We start from the raw sequence: 22,905 nt of genomic DNA, 5'->3' as shown, positions 1-22,905 counted from the left end.
TGCCTGCGGGCGCGGGCCGTGGCTTGCGGCGTGGGCGCGTTCTTCAAGCGCAGGGGCTGAGGCCGCGCTACGCACGCGGCTCGGCCAACGGCCATGCCCCCGCCCCCGCCGGCAGCGCCGGCAGGCAGGCCTGCAGCATCGCCTCGATGAAGGCATCCGGCGCCAGCCGACCGTCCGGCCGATACCATTGCACCGTCAGATTCATGCTGCCCAGCACGCAGCGCTTGATCACGCGCGCATCGCCGGCCAGCAGGCCCGCGTCCACCGCCGTGGCCACCACGTCCTGCCACATCCCTTCATAAAGATCGCTCAAGGCCTTGACGCCATGCTGGCTGGAGGCCGACAGGCTGCGCCATTCATAGACCAGCGCATTCATCGCGTCCCCGCCCGCGCCGTGCAGCATGCTCCACATATGCACGCGGAACAGCGCGGCCAGCCGGTCCGCCGGCGCCGCATAGCGCGCCAGCGCCTGCCGGCCATGGTCCAGCACTTCCTGGATGCCGTTGTCCATCACCGCGACCAGGATCTCCTCCTTGCTGCGGAAATGATGGAACAGGCTGCCCGATTGCAGCCCCACGGCCTTCGCCAGTTCGCGCACCGTGGTGCGTTCATAGCCGTGTTCGCGGAACAGGCGTCCGGCGGTCAGGATCACCTCGCGGCGGCGCGCGGAGTCCGGGCCTTCGTCGCGCGCCGCGCCGCGGGTGTCCGGATCGCCGTCCCGCTTGTCCATGTCCGCTACAGCCGTTCCAGGATGGTGGCCGTGGCCATGCCGTGGCCGATGCACATCAGCTGCATGCCGAACTGTCCGTCGATGGCGCGCAGCCCGGCCAGCATCTTGGCCATCAGGCCCGCGCCGGTCGCGCCCAGCGGATGGCCGTGCGCGATGGCGCCGCCCCAAGGATTGACGCGCTCGGGATTGGCGCCGGTGGCGCGCAGCCAGGCCAGCACCACGCTGGCGAAGGCCTCGTTGATCTCGATCCAGTCCAGGTCGCGCAGCGTCAGGCCGGCGCGCGCCAGCGCCCGCTCGGCGGCGGGGATCACGCCGGTCAGCTGCAACACCGGGTCCGAGCCGATCGCCACCCGCGCCTTGAAGCGCGCCAGCGGACGCAGGCCGTCGGCCAGCGCGGCGTCCATGTCGGCCAGCAGCACGGCGGCGGCGCCGTCGGACAGCTGGCTGGCATTGGCCGCGGTCACACCGCCCTGCCCCGGTGGCCGCAGCGCCGGCGCCATCGCCGCCATGCGCGCCGGATCGGTGTATTCGCGGATGCCCTCGTCGCGCGCCGGCGCGCCGGCGGGAGCAGGCAGCAACTCATCGTGCAAACCGGAGCCTGCCGCCGCCCAGGCCCGCGCATGGCTCTGGCGCGCCCAGTCGTCCATCTCTGCGCGCGTCAGCCCCCAGTGCTCGGCGATGCGTTCGGCGCTCTCGATCTGGTGCACCAGCGGATAGCGTTGCAGCAACGCGGGATTGAGCGTGTCGAAGCCCCGGAACTCGCCCTGGCCCAGCGTCACGTCCAGGAACATGGGCACGCGGCTCATGCTCTCGACGCCGCCGGCGATCACATAGCGCATGTCGCCGGCGGCGATGGCCTGGGCGCCGAAGTGCACGGCCTGCTGGCTGGACCCGCACATGCGGTTCAGCGACACGCCAGGCACCGTCTCCGGCAGGCCGGCCAGCATGGCGGCCAGGCGGCCGATGTTGGCGCCCTGCTCGCCCGCCTGGCTGACGCAGCCGGCGATCAGGTCGTCTACCCGCTCGGCGGGCAGCCCGGCCCGCCGCAGCAGGCCCGTCACCGCGCCGGCCAACAGGTCATCCGGCCTCGTATCGGCCCAGACGCCGCCGCGCCTGCCGAAAGGCGTGCGCACGGCTTGCACGATCACCGCTTCATTCATGCCGCGTTCTCCTCGGCGTAGAGCGTTTCGATTTCATGCGCGTAAGCGCGGTAGATGCTGGCGCGGCGCACCTTCATGGTCGCCGTGACCTCGCCGTCGTCGTGATCCAGTTCCTTGGTCAGCAGGTGGAATCGCTTGATCTGCGCCACGGGCGCGAGGCCCTGGTTGGCGCGCGCGATCTCCTGCTCGACCAGCGCGCGCACCTGCGGATGCTCGGCCAGCGAACGGAAGTGCGTGAAGGCAATGCGGCGCGACTCGGCCCATTTGCCGACCGTGTCGAATTCCAGCTGCACCAGCGCCGACACGTACTTGCGTCCGTCCGCGATCACGATGCACTCCTTCACATAGGGACTGCCCTTGACCGCGTTCTCGATCTCGGACGGCGTCAGGTTCTTGCCGCCCGAGGTGATCATGATGTCCTTCATCCGATCCACGATGCGCACCCGCCCGCCCTGCACCGCCACCACGTCGCCGGTGTGCAGCCAGCCGTCGCGCACGGTATCCGCCGTGGCCTGCGGATTCTTGTAGTACCCCTCGAACACCATGTCGCCGCGCACCTGGAGTTCGCCGGATTCGCCGACGCGCCAGCCCACGCCGGCGATGGGCTCGCCCACGGTGCCCACTTTGACGCGGTCGGGATGCTGGCCGAAGATCATGCCGGTGGACTCAGTCAGGCCGTAGACCTCCAGCAAGGGCACGCCGAGATTGCGGAAGTAGCGCACCACGTCGGGCGGAATCGGCGCCGCGCCGGTCATCGCCACGCGCACGCGCCGCAGGCCGATGAAGTTCTGCAAGGCGCGCAGCACCAGCCAGTACCACAGAGCATGGGTCCAGCGTTCGCGCCAGCTGTATTGCGCGCGCGACTTTTCCAGGAACGGCGCGCAGGCCGCCAGCGCCCGCCGGTACAGCCATTGCTGCAGGCGTCCGGCTTCCTGCATCTTGATGGAAATCGCCGCGTGCAGTTTTTCCCAGATGCGCGGCACGCCCAGGAAGATCGAGGGCGCGACCTCGCGCAGGTCTTCCTGCACGGTGCGGATGGATTCGCCAAAATTCACCTGCGATCCCACATAGATCGGCACGAAGGTGGACAGCATCTGCTCGGCCACGTGGCACAGCGGCAGATAGGAAAGATGCACGCTGCGCGCGTCCATCTCCAGCCGCTCGGCGATGCCCCAGGCCACGCCGCGCATGTTGCGGTAGCTCAGCATCGCGCCCTTGGACTTGCCGGTCGAGCCCGAGGTGTAGATCATCAGCCCGATATCGGCCAGGCGCTGGCCGTCCAGCGCCGCATCCAGCGCCCCCTGTTCGAGATCCTGGCGCCGCTGGCCGTCTTCCTCGACCTGCGCGAAGGTGACGATGCGCGCGCGCTCGGCGACGGCATAGGAACGCAGGCCCTTGGTCTCGATCACGACGATGCGGCGCAGGCCCGGCAGACGGTCGGCAACCTGCAGCACCTTGTCGACCTGCTCCTGGTCCTCGCACACGACCAGTTCGATGTCGGCATGTTCCAGCACATAACCCATTTCCTCGGCCGGGCTGGTGGCGTACACGCCCACGGCGACCGCGCCCACCGCGCCCGCGCCCATCTGCGTCAGCAGCCATTCGATGCGGTTCTCGGAGACGATGGCCACGCGCCCGCCCGGCGCCAGGCCCAGCGCGCGCAGCCCCAGGCCGACGCGGCAGGCGCGCCGCCAGTATTCCGCCCAGCTGCTGGGCTTCCAGATGCCGAATTCCTTCTGGAGCAGGGCGAGCCCGTCCGGCTGACGCCGCGCCTGCTCGCGCAGCATCTGCGGCAGCGTCAGCTCGGGCCGGGCCGGGCGCGCTTCGCCCACCACCGACATGCGGTCGCGCGCGCCGCTCATGACAGCCACCGCTTGCGGCGCTTGTAGTGCTTGATGTCGCGGAAGCCGCGCGTCTCGCCGGCGCCGCCCACGCCCAGGTAGAACTCGCGCACGTCCGGGTCCGCCGCCAGCTTGTCGGCGCTGCCGTCTATCACCACCTTGCCGGTCTCCATGATGTAGCCGTAGTGCGCCACCGCCAGCGCCACCGAAGCGTTCTGCTCCACCAGCAGCATGGCCACGCCCTGCTCGCGGTTGATGCGGGCGATGATGGAAAAGATGTTCTCGACCAGCATGGGCGACAGGCCCAGCGAGGGTTCGTCCAGCAGCATGAGCTTGGGCTGCGCGATCAGCGCCCGGCCGATGGCCAGCATCTGCTGCTCGCCACCCGACAGGTAACCGGCCAGGCCCTTGCGCCGTTCATGCAGCCGGGGAAAGTAGCCGTACACCAGGTCGAAATCCGGCTTGGCGTCGCGCCGCCCGGTCAGCGCGTAGGTGGCGGCCACCAGGTTTTCCTCGACGCTCAGGTCCTCGAACACGCGCCGCCCCTCCATCACGTGCGCGAGTCCCGCGCGCACCAGGTTCTGCGGCCGCGCGCCGGCGGTGTCGCCGCCGTCGAAGGCGATGCGCCCGGCCACCAGCGCGCCGTCCTCCAGGTCCAGCAGCCGCGACACAGCCTTGAGCGTGGTGGACTTGCCCGCGCCGTTGCTGCCCAGCAGCGCCACGATGCCGCCGGCCGGCACGGACAGGGACAGGCCGCGCAGCACCTGCACCGCCTTGTTGTAGACGACTTCGATGTTGTTGATGTCCAGCAGCGCGCGCGGCGCTTCCTGTCCCGGAATCATGGCCGCGTCCACCCTACTTGAGCACGATCCAGTCGGACGCCGGCACCATCTGCTTCTGCTTCACGTCGGCGCGGTAGATCCGGCCCACGGGAATGGAATTGCCCTTCATGCTGATGGGCACGCCGATCAGCCCGCCGGTGTCGAAGTCCTTGATGCCGTCCAGCGCCGCCTTCATGTTGGCCGCGCTCAGGTCCTTGCCCGCGTCCAGCGTGCGCTTGGCCGCCTCGGTGAACAGCATGGCGGCCAGGAAGCCCTGCATGTAGCCCGTGCTCTGGTACTGCGGCCGCATTTCGCGGATCTTCTTCAGCATGGGCGCGTCGGCCGCCTGGTCGTAGTAATAGCGGTAAGGCATCACGCCCATGAAGCCCTCGGCGTCCTCGCCCATCTGCATCACGGTGGAATTGTCCATGGTCCAGAAGGTGCCCATGTACTGCGTCTTCAGGCCCATGCGCTTGCCCTGCCCGACGAATTCCGGAATCGGCGCCAGCACGTAGCCGTGGAAGATGGTGTAGTCCGGATCGGCGCGGCGCAGCTTGATGACCTCGGTGGACACGTCCACGCTGCCCGGCGGCGTCATGATCTCGGTGGCCACCTTCAGGCCCAGCTTCTCGGCCACGGCGCGCGAGCTGGCGATGGGATCACGGCCAAACTCGGTGTCCGAATACACGAAGGCGACCTTGGCGCCCGGCTTTTCCTTGGCGATGTAGCGCAGCAGGATGCCGAACATCTCGGTGTAGTCCGGCCCCAGCATGAACTGGGCCGGATACTTGGCCGGGTCGTTCAACTCGGTGGCGAAGGACGCGCCGGTCATCAGGATGTTGCCCGCGCGGTTGAGTTCGGCGTTGATGGTCTTGGAAAAGCCGGTGGAATCGCCGTAGTAGAAGTTGACCTTGTTCTGGCTGGTGATCTTCTTGAAGGCGGCCACCGAGGCATCGACCTTGTAGGCGGTGTCTTCCGGCACGTAGCGCAGCTTGCGGCCCTTGATGCCGCCCTGGTCATTGACGATCTTCACGTAGTCGGTGATGCCGGCGTGGATGCCCTGGCCGGCGAAGGCGAACACGCCGCTCAGCGGGATCGAGCCGCCCAGCACCAGGTCTTCCTCGGCCTGGGCCGCGGGCGCGACGGCCAGCGCCGCCGCCAGCCCCAAGGGGGCCAGCCATTTCAACAAACCGCCTGTCGGGATGCGCTTCATGGGATGTCTCCTTGTGGTCTGCTTGTAGTCTGCTTGTAGTCTGCTTGTCTGCGGCGTCCGGGCTAGGTGCGGAACGGCCAGAGGTGAAAATAGCGGCGCACTCGCCGCCAGATTTCCGCGAGCCCCAGCGGCTCGAAGATCAGGAAGCCCACGATCAGCAGGCCGAATACGATGGTGCGCACGGGCGAGATCAGGCTCAGCGCGTCGCCGCCGACCGGCAGCCAGCCCACCACCAGCTTGAGCATCTCGGGCACCATGGTCATGAAGGCCGCGCCCAGGATCGATCCCAGGATCGATCCCATGCCGCCCACGATGACGGCGGCCAGGAAGAAGATCGACATGATCAGCGGAAAGCTCTCCGGCGTGACCACGCGGAAGAAGTAGGCCCAAAGGCCGCCCGCCACGCCCGCGTAGAACGAGGACAGGCCAAAGGACAGCAGCTTGTAGCGCAACAGCCGGATGCCCAGCACCTCGGCCGAGATGTCGCGGTCGCGGATGGCGATGAAGGCGCGGCCGATGCGCGTGCGGAACAGATTGGCCGCGCCCAGCACCATCAGCGCGGTCAGCGGCACGATCAGCCAGTAGATCCGGAACGAGGTGTCCAGGTCGACCCCGAACAGCCGCGCGGGCGGCACCTGCAGGCCGGCGGTGCCGCCGGTGAACGACCAGTTGGCGAAGATGAAGTGCGCGATGAAGGATGCGGCGATCGTGGAGATCGCCAGGTACAGCCCCTTCACCCGCAGCGACGGCACGCCCACCACCAGTCCGCCCAGCATCGCCACCACGCCGGCCGCCAGCAGGTTGAGCAGCGCCGGCGTGCCCAGCCGCTGCTCCAGCACCGCCACCGTGTACGCGCCCAGGCCCATGAAGGCGGCCTGTCCCAGGCTGACCAATCCGGTGTAGCCGGTCAGGATGTTCAGCCCGGTGGCGCTGGCCACGTTGATGGCCACCAGGCAGGCCAGGTACAGCCAGTAGGCGTCGGCCACGAAGGGAAACAGCGCCAGCGCCGCCGCCAGGAACAGCAGCCAGAGCCGCTGCACGTGCGTATCGAACAGCGCCTCGTCCGCCTGGTAGGTCTGTTTCGCGGTCGCGATGCGCATGGTTCAGAGCCTCTCGATTTCACGGGTGCCGAACAGGCCGTAAGGCCGGACCATCAGCACCGCCACCAGTACCAGGAAAGTAGCCAGCAGCTTGTATTCGCCGCCCAGGTAGGCGCCGGCCCAGGCCTCCAGCACGCCAATGAACAGGCCTCCGGCCAGCGCGCCGACGACGCTGTCCAGGCCGCCCACGATCACCACCACCAGCACCGACAGGCCGAACACGCCCATCGACGAGGAAATGCCGCCGATGGCGCCGACGATCACGCCCGACACCGCCGCGATCGCGCCCGCCGCCACCCAGGCCAGCGAGAACACGCGCGGCACATTGATGCCCATGGCATAGGCCGCGCCCTGGTCCGCCGCGGTGGCGCGCAGGGCCACGCCGCCGCGCCAGTAACGGAATATCGCCAGCACCACCAGGATCAGCGCCGCCGCCACCCAGAAGCCGTAGAACACCTTGGGCGCCACGAACGCCTCGCCCACCATCACCGGCGAACGCGGCATGAACTCCGGCAGCCGCCGCTGGTCGGCGGTCCAGACCAGCTCGACCACGCCCACCAGGATCGAGGCCAGCCCCACCGTCACCATGAACACCGAGATCGGCGACTCGCCCAGCATCGGGCGTATGGTCAGGCGCTCGACCACCGCGCCCAGCAGGCCCGAGGCCGCCACCGCGCCGGCGATGGCCAGCCAGACCGGCCATTCCATGCCGGCGGCGAAGGCATAGAACGCGTAGGCGCCCATCATCAGGAATTCGCCGATGGCGATGTTGACCACGCGGGTCGCCTTGTAGACGATCACGAAGGCCAGCGCCGCCAGCGCGTACAGGCCGCCGCTGCCCAGCCCGGCCAGCGTCACCTCCAGGAAGAACAGCCCGTCCATCAGGCCGCCTCCCGCAGGCGGCGGCGCAGGTCGCCCACGTCGCCCGCGCCCAGGTATGCCTTGATCACCTCGGGATCGGCCTGCACCTGCGCTGGCGTGCCGTCGGCGATCACCTGGCCGAAGTTCAGCACCACCACATGATCGGACAGGTCCATGACCATGCCCATGTCGTGCTCCACCATCAGCACCGTCACGCCCCATTCGGAGCGCGCGTCCAGGATGAAGCGCGCCATGTCCTCGGTCTCTTCGCGGTTCATCCCGGCCACCGGCTCGTCCAGCATCAGCACCTTAGGCCGCATCGCCAGCGCCCGCGCCAGTTCCACGCGCTTGCGCAGGCCGTAGGACAGCGCCGACACCGGCGCGTGGCGGATGTGATCGATCTCCAGGAAATCGATGATGCGCTCCTCGATCTCGGCGCGCAGCGCCATTTCCTCGCGCCGCGCACGGCCCAGGTAAAACAGCGCGTCCAGCACGTTGCTGCGCAAGTGCGCATGGCAGCCCAGCTTGATGTTGTCCAGCACGGTCATGCCGCGGAACAGCGAGATATTCTGGAAACTGCGGGCCAGTCCCAGCCTGGCGCGCTCGGGCGCCGGCTTGCGCGTGATATCGGCGCCCTGGAAACGGATCTGGCCCGCGGCGGGATGGTAGAAGCCGGAGATGGTGTTGAACAGCGAGGTCTTGCCGGCGCCGTTGGGTCCGATCACGGTGGTGATGGAACCTGGCTGCACGCGAAAGCCCACGCCGGTCAGCGCCTTGATGCCGCCGAACGCCAGCGTGATCCCGTCCACCTCCAGCAAGGGAGGGCTGTCGGATTGATCCACCTGTAGTCTCCTCGCAGGGACGCGAAGTCCGCTTCTTGTCGAGCCGGCGGGCCGGCGCGCGAGGCGACGACCCTTCGGTTTCCAGCAAATACTGGCGACAACCCGCGAGGCAGGCGATGCAACGAACCTGTCTTAACCTACGCCAATACAGCGCCGGAAATTCGTTCTATGCGTTACGCTAGCTTGGCGTGACAACAAACCAAGCAAGCGCTCGGTTCACAACATAGCATCGCGGTTTTTGGACAAGTAGCTGGTATTTACCCGGTATCTGTCCCAGCCTGCGCCCTACCCCGGAGACTCGCCATGAACACCGGTCTGCCCGCTTTCCGCACGCTCATTCTTCAAACCGGTGGCGCCGCCGCCACGCTGACGCTGAACCGGCCCGACGCGCTCAACGCCATCGACGTGGCCATGGCCGAAGACCTGCAGCGCGCCGCCCAGTGGCTGGAAACCCGCGCCGACATTCGCGTGGTCACGCTGCAGGGCGCGGGCAATGCGTTCTGTGCCGGCGGCGACATCTCGATGTTCGAAGGCGCGGCCTGCGCGGTGCGCGCATCGCTGATGGACCTGTTCACGCCGCTCAACGATTTTCTCGTGCGCGTCGCGCGCATGGACAAGGTCTGGCTGGCGCAGGTGCATGGCATCGCCGCGGGCGCCGGCCTGTCGCTGACGCTGGCCTGCGACCTGGCGATCGCCGAAGCCGGCACGCGCTTCATGACCGCGTATCTCAAGCTGGGCGCCACGCCCGATGCCGGCATGACGCACGGCCTGATGCGCACCGTGGGGCCGAAGCGGGCGCTGGACCTGCTGCTGCGGCACGATCCGTTCAGCGCCGAGGAAGCGCTGTCCTGGGGCCTGATCACCCGAGTGGCGCCGGCCGGTCAGCTGCGCGAGCAGGCGGCAGCCTACGCGGGCGCCATCGCCGCCCATGCGCCGCACGGCATCGCCGGCGCCAAGCGGCTGCTGCGCTCGGCGGCGCAGGCAACGCTGGAAACCCAGCTCAGTGAAGAAACCGCGTGCTTTCTGCAAAGCGCGACGCGGGCGGATTTCGCCGAGGGCGTGGCGGCGTTCCGCGCGAAACGGCCGCCACGGTTCACGGGGGCTTGAGGCAGGCTGCCGCAGGATGGACGTCCTGCCATCAGTCCTGCATTCATCGCAAGTCGTACATGCCGAGCCTGTACCGCCCATACTCCCCTTGGTAAAAAAAGGACTCCCACATGCCCGAAGAGACCATTTTCACCATGCCCCTGGAACCCGCTCTGCACGCCGCATTCCTGGCACAGGCCGCCGCCGAGAATCGGCCCGCGTCCCAGATCGTTAGCGAACTAATGCGCGACTATGTCGCCCAGCATCAGCCGGCTAGCGACCATGACGACTACCGACGCAGCAAGATCGACGCCGCACGCGCCTCCATGCGCGCCGGCCTGGGCCGCCCGAACGACGAGATCGAAGCCGTCTACGCCGCCAGACGCAAACGAACCGCCACGGAAGACCAGGCGTGACCGCCGTCTGGACGCCGCAAGCCGAACAGGATCGCTCTGATATCTGGGACTACATCGCCGCCGACAGCGCCGCTGCCGCCGCGTGCGTGGATCAGCTTTTCAGCCTGGCTGCCGCCAAGCTCGCCACACACCCGCGCATCGGCAAGCCTACAGACGTTCCCGGCGTGCGCGAACTCGTTCCGCATGAACGGTATCGGCTGGCCTATGAAATCGCGCCGGACGGCACGGTATGGATCCTGGCCTTGACCCATACGGCACGCAGATGGCCGCCGCTGCACAGATGAAGTGCCAGCAAGCGGCCCGGGCCGTGCAAGACAGGACTACTTCACCGTCACCGAGATCGTGCTGCTCAGGTCCGGCCCATAAGAGCGATGCGCGCCGTCGGCGAACTGCATGGTCAGCGTGTGCTTGCCCGGCGCGAGCTTGAGCTCGGTTTCGGTCTGGCCCTTGCCGAAGTGGATATGCGTGTCGTCCGTCGGCACGACCTCGCCCTTGGGCACTGGCTTGCCGTCGACGATCAGGTGATGGTGGCCAGTGCCGGCGGTCATGTCACCGGCCGGCTTGACCGCCATGCCGTCCACGCCGAACTTCACTTTCACCGGGCTGTCCACCGTGGCGCCGTCCTTGGGCTCGACAAAGTAAACCTTGTCGGCCGCCTTGGCTGCCAGACTCGCGCTCAACAAGACCGCGCCAGCCAAGCCGGAGCAAATGCGGGCAAACGATAGTGCTTGCATCATGGCATCCTCCTCGCGTTGAACAAGATGGCCCGGCCATTGGTGGCCCGAGGCCGCACAGGCGCGGCATTCATGCCGGTCCCGCGCCTATTCTCGCAGAAGCCCGCCGCCGCAAGCGTGACACTTTGCTGCGATGCGGCCAGGCTCCGCTGCCTGCCGCCGATTCGCCCTGCGGTCTCAGATCCCGCGCTTTTCCACGGCCTGCGCCCAGCGACGCGCCACCGACGGCGATGTCGCGCAGGTCGCGGACTCGGTGACCACGCGCACCGCGCGCTCCAGCAATTGGATATCCGCCTCGTGCTGGCGCGCCACGTGGGGATCCTCGAAAAAGATCACGCGCTGGCATTGATGTTCGAGCACCAGCTCGGCGATCTGCGCGTCGCCGCCCAGCGGCCCGCTCAGGTAGCGATGCACCCAGGGCTTGTCCTTGGGCCAGCCGCGCGACCAGGCCAGGTCATTGAGCCGGCCACCCGTCGTGCCGGTGGCCACGCGCCGCGCGAAACGAGACAGCACGTCGAAATGCTCGCTGGCGAAGGCAACCATCTCGTCCTTGAGCGCATCGTGGGCGATCAGGGCCAGCGTCTGGCCCTCGTAATCGAACATGCGCGACAGCGACGCGTCCGGCGTCAGGCCCGCATGCACGCGCTCGACCTCCATCCATTCGATGGCGCCGGCCAGCGTCGAGATGAACGGACGGCCATGCGTGATGCACTGCCGCTTGAGCGCCAGCGCCTCGGGAAAAATCGAGGAAGGATCGACCGGATCGATCAGGTAGATGGCGCCGTCGAACGGCGCCTGGCCGTCGCGGCCTTCGGTGACGCGCGCCACCAGCTTCATGAGCCCGCCTTCGCGGCCATAGGGATAGCGGATCAGTCCGCTATAGCCCTGCAGCATGCCCTCGCGCACGATGGCGTCGTGCGTGCGACCCACGGTATGCAGCTGCACGCCCAGTTCGCGGATGGTGGCGGAACAGGCGCGCAGCCAGGTGAACAGCGCGGCATCGGGGGTTTCGTGGTGCAGCCGGTTGGCGGCCAATCCAAAGCGCAGTTGGGCAGCGGGCATCGATAGACTCAGGTCGGAAAGCGTCAGCGGGACGCGCGGGCGCCAAACGGGCTGACAGAGCCTTGATGATACCGTGAGGCCCAGCCCAAGTGACGTCCAATGCGGCAATATCGCCGCGCGCCAGCCCGAACCCGGCGCCATCGGCGACCCGAAGCGCGTCCGGTCCTGGATTGCGGGATCCGGAATGCCGACCACAAAGAAAAACGCTCCCGTCAGGGAGCGTCGTCTTCAGCCAGCGGTTCAGTCCGCTTCGTCGATCCAGGCCATCTGGATGGCTTCCAGGATCTTCTCGCCGCTATGGGCGGGATCGTCATTGAACCCCGGCAAAGCCAGCACCCACTCGCGCAGCTGGGTGAAACGCAGCGTCTTCGGGTCCACGTCGGGATGCGCGTCGTAGAGCGCGGCGGCGATCTCGTAGGTGTCGGTCCACTTCATCAATGGCCCTCTTTGGCGTGGTTGATCGTGTACTTGGGGATCTCGACCGTCAGGTCGGCGTCGGCGACGCAGGCCTGGCACGACAGGCGCGAGGTCGGCGTCAGGCCCCAGGCCTTGTCCAGCAGGTCTTCCTCGTCATCCGTCGCGTCTTCCAGCGAGGAATAGCCCTCCTTGACCACCACATGACAGGTCGTGCAGGCGCAGGACAGTTCGCAGGCGTGCTCGATGTCGATGTGATTGTCCAGCAGGATGCGGCAGATCGACACGCCCTTGGGCGCGTCTTCGATCACCGCGCCTTCGGGGCAGTATTCGGGGTGAGGCAGTATGGTCAGTTTCGGCATAGCTTGTTATCAGGCGATCTCGTCAAGTTTGCGGCCGGCCAGCGCCGCACGGATGCTGCGGTCCATGCGCCGCGCGGCGAATTCGTCGGTCGCGGCCGACAACGCCTCGACGGCGGCCTTGACCGCGTCCACGTCCAACAGCTCCTGCGCGCCGGCGGCGGCGCTCAGGCAATCGTCCACGCGCTTGCGCTCGTCGGCGTCCAGCAGGTCGCCGTCGGCGGCCAACGCGGCCTGCACCGACTCCACCAGCTGGCGCGCGTCGACCTGCTGCTCGCGCAGCATGCGCGCGCGCGCGTCTGAATCGGCCTGCGCCACGCTGTCGGCCAGCATCCGGGCGATCTCGTCGTCGCTCAGGCCATACGAAGGCTTGACCGAGACAGCCGCCTCGACCCCGCTGCTCTGCTCGCGCGCGGTCACGCTCAACAGGCCATCGGCATCCACCTGGAAAGTCACGCGGATGCGCGCCGCGCCCGCCACCATGGACGGAATGCCGCGCAGCTCGAAGCGGGCCAGCGAGCGGGAATCGCTCACCAGGTCGCGCTCGCCCTGCACCACGTGAATGCTCATGGCGGTCTGGCCGTCCTTGAACGTGGTGAATTCCTGGGCGCGCGCCACGGGTATCGTGCTGTTGCGCGGAATCACGCGCTCCACCAGGCCGCCCATGGTTTCCAGGCCCAGCGATAGCGGAATGACATCGAGCAGCAACCAGTCTTCGCCCGGCGCCCGGTTGCCGGCCAGCAGGTTTGCCTGCAGCGCGGCGCCCAGCGCCACCACCTGGTCGGGGTCCAGGTCGGTCAGTGGCGTCGTGCCGAACATCTCGCCCACGGCCGCGCGGATCACGGGCATGCGCGTGGCGCCGCCCACCATCACCACGCCGCGCACGTCGGCGGGGCGCAACTCGGCGTCGCGCAAGGCGCGGCGCGCGCAATCCAGCGTGCGCTGCACCAGCGGCTGGGCCAGCGATTCGAATTGCTGCCGGCTAAGCGCGAGGTCCAGCTCGCGGCCATCCGACAAGGTCAGGCGCAGGCGCGTTTCGTCGGTATCGGACAGCGCTTCGCGCGCCGCGCGCGCCGCCACCAACAGCGCGCGGCGGTCGGCCGGCGGCAGTTCGGCGGAACCCAGGCCGCTCGCGGCATGGTCGGCGATCAGCGCATCGAAGTCGTCGCCGCCCAGGGCCGTGTCGCCGCCGGTGGAGATCACTTCGAACACGCCGTGCGTCAGGCGCAGGATGGACACGTCGAACGTGCCTCCGCCCAGGTCGTAGACCGCGTACACGCCTTCGGCGGCGTTATCCAGGCCGTAGGCGATGGCGGCGGCGGTGGGTTCGTTCAGCAGGCGCAGCACGTTCAGGCCGGCCAGCCTGGCGGCGTCGCGCGTCGCCTGGCGCTGCGCGTCGTCGAAATAGGCGGGCACCGTGATCACGGCGCCGACCAGGTCGTCGCCGAGGACGTCCTCGGCGCGCTGGCGCAGCACGGCCAGGATCTGGGCCGACACTTCCACCGGACTCAGGTCGCCCTGCACCGTGCGGATGCGCACCATGCCGGGCGCGTCCACGAATTCATACGGCGCGCGCGAGGCCCGCGCCTCTTCCAGCGTACGGCCCATGTAGCGCTTGACCGACACCACGGTGTTCAACGGGTCCAGCGCCTGCTCGGCCAGCGGCTCGCGACCGGTCGTGACCCGGCCTCCGGGGAAATAGCGCACCGCCGAAGGCAGCAGCGCATGGCCTTGCTCGTCGCGCAGGACTTCGGCCACGCTGCTGCGCACCGCGGCGACCAGCGAATTGGTGGTGCCGAGGTCGATGCCCACCGCCAGCTTGCGCTGGTGCGGCGCGGGCGATTCGCCAGGCTCGGAAATCTGCAATAAAGCCATGATTGTGTTTTTCTGCTCAGTGGGCGCAGCCCGGCCGCAAGTTCGGTGGCGGCCGTCCGGCGCCCTGGACTATTCCGCCGGTTGCGCGTGGGCCAGCTCCTGCGCCAGCTTCTCCACGAACATCCATTCCCGCACTTTCTGCCCCGCCGCCGCGTAGTCCTTGTCCACGTCTAGCAGTTGCGCCAGGCGTGCGCGCATCTGTCCGCGCGCCTCCTGCAGCTCTGCTTGCAGCGATGCCAGCGCAGCGGCATCGCCGCGCGCATCGTCCAGCGCTTCGCGCCAGCTCATCTGCTGCATCAGGAACGCCGGATCCATGGACGTGTTGCTCTCGGTCTGCAGGTCCACGCCCGCCTGTTCGCACAGATAGCGCGCCCGCAGCATCGGATCCCGCAGTTGGCGATAGGCCTCGTTGGCCCGCGCCGCCCATTGCATCGCCACCCGGCGCTCGGCCGGGCTGGCGGTGGCATAGCGGTCTGGGTGCACCTGCGCGGCCACAGTGCGCCACGCCGATTCCAGCATTTGCGTATCGAGGTCGAAGCGCGCCGGCAAGCCGAACAGGCTGAAGTGATCGTCTCCAGCCAAGACTTACACCGTGAACGACTCGCCGCAGCCGCAGGTCGCCTTCTCGTTGGGGTTGCTGAACTTGAAGCCTTCGTTCAGGCCTTCGCGCGCGTAGTCGAGCTCGGTGCCGTCCAGATAGGCGAGGCTCTTGGGATCGACGTAGACATTCACGCCGAAGCTCTCGAAGACCATGTCCTCGGGCGCCGCCTCGTCCACGTATTCCAACTTGTACGCCATGCCGGAGCAGCCCGTGGTCCTAACTCCGAGCCGCAAGCCGATGCCCTTGCCGCGCTTTTGCAAGTAGCGGCCGATGTGGTTGGCTGCCTTCTGGGTCAGGGTTACGGACATTTCAGTTCGCCACCTCGGCCGGAACCGAGTGCTTTTCCTTGTAGTTCTGCACCGCGGCCTTGATCGCGTCTTCGGCCAGGATGGAACAGTGGACCTTCACGGGCGGCAGCGCCAGTTCCTCGGCGATCTGCGTGTTGCGGATCGTCAGCGCTTCGTCCAGCGTCTTGCCCTTGACCCATTCGGTCACGAGCGAGCTGGAGGCGATGGCCGAGCCGCAGCCGTAGGTCTTGAAGCGCGCGTCTTCGATCACGCCCGATTCGTTGACCTTGATCTGCAGCTTCATGACGTCGCCACAGGCGGGAGCGCCGACCATGCCGGTGCCGACGGAGTCGTCCGACTTGTCGAACGAACCGACGTTGCGCGGGTTTTCGTAGTGGTCCAGGACCTTAGTGCTGTAAGACATATTGATTCTCCACGTATTTCAAGGCGCGGGCGCTTAGTGCGCAGCCCACTGCACGGTGTTCAGGTCGATGCCTTCCTTGGCCATTTCCCAAAGCGGCGACATGTCGCGCAGCTTGCCCACGCGGCTCTTGAGCAGTTCGACCGCGTAGTCGATTTCCTGCTCGGTGGTGAAGCGGCCCAGCGTGAAACGGATCGAGCTGTGCGCCAGCTCGTCGTTGCGGCCCAGGGCGCGCAGCACGTAGGAAGGTTCCAGGCTGGCCGAGGTGCAGGCCGAGCCGCTGGACACGGCCAGTTCCTTGATCGCCATGATCAGGGACTCGCCTTCGACATAGTTGAAGCTGACGTTCAGGTTGTGCGGCACGCGCTGGTCCATGTCGCCGTTCAGGTAGACCTCTTCGATCTGCGACAGGCCAGCCCACAGACGATCGCGCAGCATGCGAATGCGCTCGTTCTCGGTGCCCATTTCCTCGCGCGCCAGGCGGAAGGCTTCGCCCATGCCGACGATCTGATGCGTGGCCAGCGTGCCCGAGCGGAAACCGCGCTCGTGGCCGCCGCCGTGCATCTGCGCCTCGATGCGCACGCGCGGCTTGCGACGCACGTACAGCGCGCCGATGCCCTTGGGGCCGTAGGTCTTGTGAGCCGAGAACGACATCAGGTCGACCTTGAGCTTCTGCAGGTCGATTTCGACCTTGCCGGTCGCCTGCGCGGCGTCCACGTGGAAGATGATGCCCTTTTCGCGGCAGATTTCACCCAGCGTTTCGACGTCCTGGATCACGCCGATTTCGTTGTTCACCATCATGATCGAGACCAGCACGGTATCAGGGCGCAGCGCGGCCTTGAACACGTCCAGGTCGATCAGGCCGTTTTCCTTGACGTCCAGGTAGGTCACCTCGAAGCCCTGGCGCTCCAGCTCGCGACAGGTGTCCAGCACGGCCTTGTGCTCGGTCTTGACGGTGATGATGTGCTTGCCGCGTTCGGCGTAGAAGTTGGCGGCGCCCTTGATGGCAAGGTTGTCGGACTCGGTCGCACCGGAGGTCCAGACGATTTCGCGCGGATCGGCGTTCACCAGCTTGGCGACTTCCTCGCGGGCGCGCTCGACGGCGTCCTCGGACTCCCAACCGAAGGCATGGCTGCGCGAGGCCGGATTGCCGAAGTTCTCGTACAGCCAGGGCACCATCTTGTCGACGACGCGGGGATCGACCGGCGTGGTGGCCGAGTAGTCCAGATAGATCGGGCGGGTGGTCATTTCTACAAACTCCTGATGCTGCTTATGCGGTGGCGTTGGCGGCGACGGTCGTGGTCGGGGCGTTGGCGGCGTTCGCGCCACCCACCCGGTTCACGCGCACGGCGCAGGCCTGGGCCTGATTGTTGGCTTCCTGCAATTGGCGCACGCGCTGCTGATCCACGAGATCCTGCAGGGACACCGAATCCAGGTAATCGACCATCTTGCGGTTCAACGTGGCCCAGAGTTCGTGCGTCATGCACTTGCCCGGCTTGCCGTCATTGCCGCTGGTACAGTCGCGCTTGCCACCACAGCTGGTGGCATCCAGCGGCTCGTCCACGGCGAAGATGATGTCGGCAACGGTCACGTTGCGCGCCAGGCGGGCGAGCGAATAACCGCCGCCCGGGCCGCGCACGCTGTCCACGAGTTCGTGGCGGCGCAGCTTTCCGAACAGCTGTTCCAGGTAGGAAAGCGAAATATTCTGGCGCTGGCTGATGGCCGCGAGAGTGACCGGACCGCTATGCTGCCGCATAGCCAGATCGATCATGGCAGTCACGGCGAAACGCCCTTTGGTAGTTAACCGCATGGTGGGTTCCCTGTGAATCGGCCATGGCCGCCAGAGAATCCAACGGCCAATACCCGAGTAATTGGCTCAAGTATAGCAAATTCCCGACTAAATTGGTATGGCTCGTAACCAGAAAAAACCGCGCTGACGCGCGGTTGATTCACTGCCAATTCAGTTCGGGCCAGCTATCGCCGACCCGAGCCAGGGGCTCAGGCCGCCTGGTATTGGGTAGCGCGCTTGCGGACCAGTTCGAGCACGCCCTGACAGGCGTCTTCCAGGTAGTCCAGCACCTTGCCGAAACCGTCGGCGCCGCCATAGTAAGGATCGGGCACGGTGGCTTCTTCGAACTCGTTGGCGAAGCGCATCAGCAGCATCAGCTTGTGCTGATAGGCCTTCGGGCACTGCTGCTGCATGGCGGACAGGTTGTCCCAGTCCATGGCGAGGATGAGATCGAATTCGCGGAAATCTTCCGCGGTGACCTGACGCGCCTCGCAGTGCGTGATCTCGTAGCCGCGCTTGCGCGCCGCGGCCTGCGCCCGGGCATCAGGCGCCTCGCCGATGTGAAACGCGTGCGTGCCGGCGGAATCGATGCGAACCACGTCGCCCAAACCCGCGTCGTTCACCAAATGGCGAAACACGCCCTCTGCGCTCGGCGAGCGACAGATATTGCCCATGCAAACGAAAAGTACCTTGGTCATCATGCTGGCAAGTGTGCGGGAAAACCCGCGATAAGGCAAGCTTTTTTTGCACCAAAAAGGGGGTTGCAGGACAAAATGCCGTATCAAAAATTTACTTTGAAATCAATGAATTGGAATAAAAAATCCAGACCTGCCCCGAGCTTGTCCGGGAAAAATCTGCGCAAAATTTGAACGTCCGATTGCGCTGCGCCGGAACAACATTTTTCAGCTTTTCGTCAGCGATCAGACAGGTTCACGGGCGGCCCCATGAGCCGCCCGCAGCTCACACCGCGCCGTCCAGCAGGACGCGCTGCTTCAATGCCGTCAGCGCGTCGCGGGCGGCGGCCGCCTGTTCGAACTCCAGATTCCGGGCATGGTCCATCATCAGCTTTTCCAGGCGCTTGATCTCGCGCGCCAGCGCCTTTTCGTCGTTCAGGAATTCCGCGGGGACCGCCGCTTCCAGCGCATCGTGCTGGACCGGCGCCACAATGCCGTCGATCAGCTCGCGCACCGCCTTGCTGACACCGCGCGCCGTGATGCCGTGGTCCGCGTTGAACTGCAGCTGCTTGACGCGCCGCCGCTCCGTTTCCTGCATGGCCCGCTGCATCGAATCCGTGATGCGGTCGGCGTAAAGGATCGCGTGCCCATTGAGGTTGCGCGCGGCGCGGCCGATGGTCTGGATCAGGCTGCGTTCCGAGCGCAGGAAACCTTCCTTGTCGGCATCCAGGATCGCCACGAGCGAAACCTCGGGAATGTCCAGCCCCTCGCGCAGCAGGTTGATCCCGACCAGCACGTCGAATGTGCCCAGCCGCAGGTCGCGGATGATCTCCACGCGCTCGACCGTATCAATATCGGAATGCAGATAGCGCACCCGCACGCCGTGTTCGCTCAAGAAGTCGGTCAGATCCTCGGCCATGCGCTTGGTGAGCGTGGTCACCAGCACGCGCTCCGACACCGCCACCCTGGCCTTGATCTGGCCCAGCAGGTCGTCGACCTGGGTGCGCGCCGGCAGCACCTGCACCTCCGGATCCACCAGGCCGGTGGGACGCACCACCTGCTCCACCACGTTGTCCGTATGCTCGCGCTCATAGGCGGCCGGCGTGGCCGACACGAACACGCACTGGCGCATGCGCGCCTCGAATTCCTCCAGCTTCAGCGGCCGGTTGTCCAGCGCCGAAGGCAGGCGGAAGCCATATTGGACCAGCGTTTCCTTGCGCGACCGGTCGCCCCGGTACATGGCGCTCAACTGTCCGATGGTGACGTGGCTCTCGTCGATGAACATCAGCGCATCGCCGGGCAGATAGTCGATCAGCGTGGGCGGAGGCTCGCCCGGCGCCGCGCCCGACAGATGCCGCGAATAGTTTTCGATGCCCTTGCAGAAGCCCAGTTCCTGCAACATTTCCAGATCGAAGCGGGTGCGCTGCTCCAGCCGCTGCGCCTCGACCAGATGGCCGTCGTCGACATAACGCTTGACGCGCTCGCGCAGCTCTTCCTTGATGGTCTCGATGGCGCGCAGGACGGTGTCGCGCGGCGTCACGTAATGCGACCCCGGATACACGGTGAAGCGGGGCAGCTTCTGGCGGATGCGGCCGGTCAGCGGATCGAACAGCTCCAGGCTCTCGATCTCGTCGTCGAACAGCGTCAGCCGCAGCGCCAACTCGGCGCTTTCGGCCGGAAAGATGTCGATCGTCTCGCCACGCACGCGGAACACGCCGCGCGTGAACTCGGCGTCATTGCGGGTGTACTGCATGGCAACCAGCCGCGCCAGGATCTCGCGCCTGGAAATCCGGTCGCCCGAGCGCAGGATCAGCACCATGGCGTGGTAGTCGCCGGGATTGCCGATACCGTAGATGCAGGACACCGTGCCCACGATCACCGTGTCGCGGCGTTCCAGCAGGCTCTTGGTGGCCGACAATCGCATCTGCTCGATATGCTCGTTGATGGACGAGTCCTTCTCGATGAACAGGTCGCGCGTCGGCACGTAGGCCTCGGGCTGGTAATAGTCATAGTACGAAACGAAGTACTCGACCGCGTTCTTCGGAAAGAACTCGCGCATTTCGGCGTACAACTGCGCGGCCAGCGTCTTGTTGGGCGCCAGCACCAGGGCCGGACGACCCAGGCGGGCGATCACGTTGGCCATGGTGTAGGTCTTGCCCGATCCGGTCACGCCCAGCAGCGTCTGGTACATCAGGCCGTCTTCCATGCCCTGGGCCAGGCTGTCGATGGCCGTCGGCTGGTCGCCCGCCGGCGGATACGGCTGGTACAGCTGGAATGGACTGCCCGGATACTCGACAAAGCCCGGGGCAGCACCCGGAACGGTGGTGTCTCCACCCCCGCCGCCCTCGCCGGCGCGCGTGCCGGCCTGCCCGGCGGACTCGTCCGCCAGGCCAGTCGCATTCAGGCCTACCTCCAGGCCTTCCCCCAGGCCCGCGCCCAGGCTTTCGTCCAGACTTTCAGCCTGCTTTTCGACCGTTTTCCGGCCCCGTCGCTCGCTCTTGGACATGCTAGACTGTTCCCGAGGTAAACCCCTCATTATCCACAGCACCAATTCCTGCGTCCACCCAGCCAAATAGACTCCCATGAGCACCCTTTTCGATTCCGTCGAACTCGCGCCGCGCGACCCCATCCTTGGCCTGAACGAACAATTCAACGCGGACACCCGTCCCGGTAAAGTCAATCTGGGCGTGGGCGTGTACTACGACGACCAGGGTCGCATCCCTCTGCTGGGCGCGGTGCGCAAGGCCGAAGCTGCCCGCATCGAGGCCGCCGCGGCCCGTGGCTACCTGCCGATCGAAGGCATCGCCGGCTACAACAAGGGCGCGCAGGCGCTGCTGCTGGGCAACGACTCCCCGCTGGCCGCCGCCGGCCGCGTGCTGACCACGCAGGCCCTGGGCGGCACGGGCGCGCTCAAGATCGGCGCCGACTTCCTGCACCAGCTGCTGCCGGGCTCCAAGGTCCTGATCAGCAACCCCAGCTGGGAAAACCACCGCGCCCTGTTCGAGCGCGCCGGCTTCGAAGTCGGCACCTACACGTACTATGACGCCGCCACCCGCGGCCTGAACTTCGAAGGCATGCTGGCCGACCTGAAGGCCGCGCCGGCCAAGACCGTCGTCGTGCTGCACGCCTGCTGCCACAATCCGACCGGCGTGGATCCCACGTTCGAGCAGTGGAAGCAGATCGCCGACGTCGTCAAGCAGAACCAGCTGGTCCCGTTCCTGGACATCGCCTACCAGGGCTTCGGCGACAGCCTGCAGGAAGATGCCGCGGTCGTGCGCATGTTCGCCGAGCAGGACCTGACGATGTTCATCAGCTCCTCGTTCTCCAAGTCCTTCTCGCTGTACGGCGAGCGCGTCGGCGCCCTGACCGTGGTGGCCGGCAGCAAGGACGAAGCCGTGCGCGTGCTGAGCCAGCTCAAGCGCGTCATCCGCACCAACTACTCCAACCCTCCCACCCACGGCGGCACGGTGGTGTCGACGGTGCTGAACTCGCCCGAACTGTTCGCCCTGTGGGAAGAAGAACTCGCTGGCATGCGCGACCGCATCCGCCTGATGCGCAAGCAGCTGGTCGAGAAGATCAAGGAACACGGCGGCAAGCAGGACTTCAGCTTCGTGCTGGCCCAGCGCGGCATGTTCTCGTACTCGGGCCTGAGCGCCGCCCAGGTCGACCGCCTGCGCGAAGAGCACGGCGTGTACGCCGTCTCCAGCGGCCGCATCTGCGTCGCCGCGCTGAACAGCGGCAACATCGACAAGGTGGCCAAGGCCATCGCCGCGGTGCTCTGAGCCTGACGCCCGGCGCGGCGCCATGCCGCCGCTGGCAACTGGCGATGCAAGACGGGACCCATGCGGGTCCCGTTTTGTTTTGGCGGCGTGCGCTTGCATTTTTCCGTTATGTCCCCCAGAATGGCGCTGTATATATGTACAGTCCGCAAGCAACGGATCATCGCCATGGCCAGCAAACTCACGGAACGCCAGCAGCAAATCCTCGACCTCATCCGGCAAACCGTCGCGCGCACGGGCTTTCCGCCCACTCGCGCCGAAATTGCCCAGGCATTGGGTTTCCGATCTCCCAACGCGGCTGAGGATCACCTCAAGGCGCTGGCCCGCAAAGGCGCCATCGAGCTTACCGCCGGCGCCTCGCGCGGCATTCGCCTGAAGGACGCCGCCACGACACCAGCGCAAGCCATGCTGCCCCACCCTGCCCTGGCCCAGCTGCTGCTGCCGCTGGTTGGCCGCGTTGCCGCGGGCAGCCCGATCCTGGCGGCCGAGCATGTGGAGCGCGAGGTCGGCGTCGACCCCGGCCTGTTCGCCCAGACACCCGATTACCTGCTGAAAGTGCGCGGCATGAGCATGCGCGACGCCGGCATTCTTGAAGGCGACCTGCTGGCGGTCAAGCGCGCCACCGAAGCGCGCAACGGCCAGATCGTCGTCGCCCGCCTGGGCGACGACGTGACGGTCAAGCGCTTGCAGCGCCAGAATGGCCGCCTGGAACTGCTGCCCGAGAACCCCGATTTCGCCCCCATCATCGTGGACGCCGAACAGGAATTCGCGCTGGAAGGCATCGCTGTCGGGTTGATCCGCACTCAAGCCCTGCACTGAGCACTCGCCATCGCGGCCGAC

General features: G+C 66.8%; 25 protein-coding genes. 5 read left to right on the top strand and 20 right to left on the bottom strand.

Annotation, left to right across the window (positions count from 1 at the left end):
* Positions 1-67 precede the first annotated feature (67 nt).
* The 8 genes from KDH83_RS02670 to KDH83_RS02635 all read right to left on the bottom strand — a co-directional run bounded on the left by KDH83_RS02670 (position 68) and on the right by KDH83_RS02635 (position 8,568).
* Entirely contained in the window at positions 68-730 is a 663-nt protein-coding gene (locus KDH83_RS02670; protein ID WP_212312639.1) for a TetR/AcrR family transcriptional regulator, read from the bottom strand.
* 5 nt (positions 731-735) lie between these two features.
* Positions 736-1,890 (bottom strand): thiolase family protein, encoded by a 1,155-nt coding sequence (locus KDH83_RS02665; RefSeq protein WP_212312638.1) that lies wholly within the window; start codon positions 1,888-1,890, stop codon positions 736-738.
* Positions 1,887-3,752 carry an AMP-dependent synthetase/ligase gene (locus KDH83_RS02660; protein ID WP_212312636.1) on the bottom strand — a complete coding sequence of 622 codons (1,866 nt, stop codon included), beginning with the start codon at positions 3,750-3,752 and terminating at the stop codon, positions 1,887-1,889. The genes KDH83_RS02665 and KDH83_RS02660 overlap by 4 nt, the downstream gene beginning before the upstream one ends.
* Entirely contained in the window at positions 3,749-4,573 is an 825-nt protein-coding gene (locus KDH83_RS02655; protein ID WP_212312634.1) for an ABC transporter ATP-binding protein, read from the bottom strand. The genes KDH83_RS02660 and KDH83_RS02655 overlap by 4 nt, the downstream gene beginning before the upstream one ends.
* A 13-nt stretch (positions 4,574-4,586) precedes the next feature.
* Entirely contained in the window at positions 4,587-5,765 is a 1,179-nt protein-coding gene (locus tag KDH83_RS02650) for an ABC transporter substrate-binding protein (protein ID WP_212312632.1), read from the bottom strand.
* 62 nt (positions 5,766-5,827) lie between these two features.
* Entirely contained in the window at positions 5,828-6,865 is a 1,038-nt protein-coding gene (locus tag KDH83_RS02645) for a branched-chain amino acid ABC transporter permease (protein ID WP_212312630.1), read from the bottom strand.
* A 3-nt stretch (positions 6,866-6,868) separates the two neighbouring features.
* Positions 6,869-7,747, bottom strand: a complete 879-nt coding sequence (locus KDH83_RS02640; RefSeq protein ID WP_212312628.1) for a branched-chain amino acid ABC transporter permease — start codon at positions 7,745-7,747, stop codon at positions 6,869-6,871.
* Positions 7,747-8,568: an ABC transporter ATP-binding protein gene (locus tag KDH83_RS02635; RefSeq protein ID WP_212312626.1), complete on the bottom strand. Its 822-nt coding sequence runs from the start codon at positions 8,566-8,568 to the stop codon at positions 7,747-7,749. Before KDH83_RS02635 ends, KDH83_RS02640 begins: the two co-directional genes overlap by 1 nt.
* Before the next feature lie 303 nt (positions 8,569-8,871).
* On the opposite strand from KDH83_RS02635, the gene KDH83_RS02630 reads away from it, so the two are divergent.
* The 3 genes from KDH83_RS02630 (at position 8,872) to KDH83_RS02620 (ending at position 10,354) form a co-directional block, all read left to right on the top strand.
* Positions 8,872-9,675, top strand: a complete 804-nt coding sequence (locus KDH83_RS02630; protein ID WP_212312624.1) for an enoyl-CoA hydratase-related protein — start codon at positions 8,872-8,874, stop codon at positions 9,673-9,675.
* Between the two features lie 110 nt (positions 9,676-9,785).
* On the top strand, positions 9,786-10,070 hold the full coding sequence (locus KDH83_RS02625) for an antitoxin of toxin-antitoxin stability system (protein WP_212312622.1): 285 nt from the start codon (positions 9,786-9,788) through the stop codon (positions 10,068-10,070).
* On the top strand, positions 10,067-10,354 hold the full coding sequence (locus tag KDH83_RS02620) for a type II toxin-antitoxin system RelE/ParE family toxin (protein ID WP_212312620.1): 288 nt from the start codon (positions 10,067-10,069) through the stop codon (positions 10,352-10,354). Before KDH83_RS02625 ends, KDH83_RS02620 begins: the two co-directional genes overlap by 4 nt.
* 36 nt (positions 10,355-10,390) lie before the next feature.
* On the opposite strand, the gene KDH83_RS02615 is transcribed toward KDH83_RS02620, so the two are convergent.
* From KDH83_RS02615 to uvrB, 12 genes are all read right to left on the bottom strand, one after another.
* Positions 10,391-10,807: a DUF4399 domain-containing protein gene (locus KDH83_RS02615; RefSeq protein WP_249204778.1), complete on the bottom strand. Its 417-nt coding sequence runs from the start codon at positions 10,805-10,807 to the stop codon at positions 10,391-10,393.
* Between the two features lie 174 nt (positions 10,808-10,981).
* Positions 10,982-11,866, bottom strand: a complete 885-nt coding sequence (locus tag KDH83_RS02610; protein ID WP_212312618.1) for a methylglyoxal synthase — start codon at positions 11,864-11,866, stop codon at positions 10,982-10,984.
* A 240-nt stretch (positions 11,867-12,106) separates the two neighbouring features.
* Positions 12,107-12,301, bottom strand: coding sequence for a Fe-S cluster assembly protein IscX (gene iscX / locus KDH83_RS02605; protein ID WP_212312617.1), 195 nt, complete (start codon positions 12,299-12,301; stop codon positions 12,107-12,109).
* Complete coding sequence (gene fdx / locus KDH83_RS02600) at positions 12,301-12,642, bottom strand: ISC system 2Fe-2S type ferredoxin (protein ID WP_212312616.1); 342 nt, start codon at positions 12,640-12,642, stop codon at positions 12,301-12,303. Before fdx ends, iscX begins: the two co-directional genes overlap by 1 nt.
* Before the next feature lie 9 nt (positions 12,643-12,651).
* Positions 12,652-14,514, bottom strand: a complete 1,863-nt coding sequence (gene hscA, locus KDH83_RS02595; protein ID WP_212312615.1) for a Fe-S protein assembly chaperone HscA — start codon at positions 14,512-14,514, stop codon at positions 12,652-12,654.
* 69 nt (positions 14,515-14,583) lie between these two features.
* Positions 14,584-15,096, bottom strand: coding sequence for a Fe-S protein assembly co-chaperone HscB (hscB, locus tag KDH83_RS02590; protein WP_212312614.1), 513 nt, complete (start codon positions 15,094-15,096; stop codon positions 14,584-14,586).
* Between the two features lie 3 nt (positions 15,097-15,099).
* Positions 15,100-15,423, bottom strand: coding sequence for an iron-sulfur cluster assembly protein IscA (gene iscA / locus KDH83_RS02585; RefSeq protein ID WP_212312613.1), 324 nt, complete (start codon positions 15,421-15,423; stop codon positions 15,100-15,102).
* A gap of 1 nt (position 15,424) precedes the next feature.
* Complete coding sequence (gene iscU / locus KDH83_RS02580; protein ID WP_212312612.1) at positions 15,425-15,826, bottom strand: Fe-S cluster assembly scaffold IscU; 402 nt, start codon at positions 15,824-15,826, stop codon at positions 15,425-15,427.
* Between the two features lie 33 nt (positions 15,827-15,859).
* Complete coding sequence (locus tag KDH83_RS02575) at positions 15,860-17,071, bottom strand: IscS subfamily cysteine desulfurase (protein WP_103275063.1); 1,212 nt, start codon at positions 17,069-17,071, stop codon at positions 15,860-15,862.
* A gap of 22 nt (positions 17,072-17,093) precedes the next feature.
* Positions 17,094-17,633: a Fe-S cluster assembly transcriptional regulator IscR gene (iscR, locus tag KDH83_RS02570; protein WP_103275064.1), complete on the bottom strand. Its 540-nt coding sequence runs from the start codon at positions 17,631-17,633 to the stop codon at positions 17,094-17,096.
* A gap of 188 nt (positions 17,634-17,821) precedes the next feature.
* On the bottom strand, positions 17,822-18,313 hold the full coding sequence (locus KDH83_RS02565) for a low molecular weight protein-tyrosine-phosphatase (RefSeq protein WP_103275065.1): 492 nt from the start codon (positions 18,311-18,313) through the stop codon (positions 17,822-17,824).
* Between the two features lie 259 nt (positions 18,314-18,572).
* A complete protein-coding gene (gene uvrB, locus KDH83_RS02560) occupies positions 18,573-20,792 on the bottom strand; it encodes an excinuclease ABC subunit UvrB (RefSeq protein WP_249204777.1) in 2,220 nt (739 codons plus the stop codon).
* Positions 20,793-20,868: 76 nt separating this feature from the next.
* Here uvrB and KDH83_RS02555 point away from each other — a divergent pair, with 76 nt between their 5' ends.
* Both KDH83_RS02555 and lexA read left to right on the top strand, forming a co-directional pair.
* Entirely contained in the window at positions 20,869-22,068 is a 1,200-nt protein-coding gene (locus KDH83_RS02555) for an amino acid aminotransferase (RefSeq protein ID WP_212312611.1), read from the top strand.
* Positions 22,069-22,233: 165 nt separating this feature from the next.
* The gene (lexA, locus tag KDH83_RS02550) at positions 22,234-22,884 is read left to right on the top strand and encodes a transcriptional repressor LexA (RefSeq protein WP_212312655.1); all 651 of its coding nucleotides are present in this window, start codon (positions 22,234-22,236) and stop codon (positions 22,882-22,884) included.
* The last annotated feature ends 21 nt before the right edge of the window (positions 22,885-22,905 follow it).

The sequence above is a fragment of the Achromobacter sp. Marseille-Q0513 genome, assembly GCF_018195695.1.
Taxonomy (GTDB): Bacteria; Pseudomonadota; Gammaproteobacteria; order Burkholderiales; family Burkholderiaceae_B; genus Achromobacter.
The sequence above is the reverse complement of the archived record's forward strand: the minus strand, read 5'-3'. Positions and strand labels throughout refer to the sequence as shown.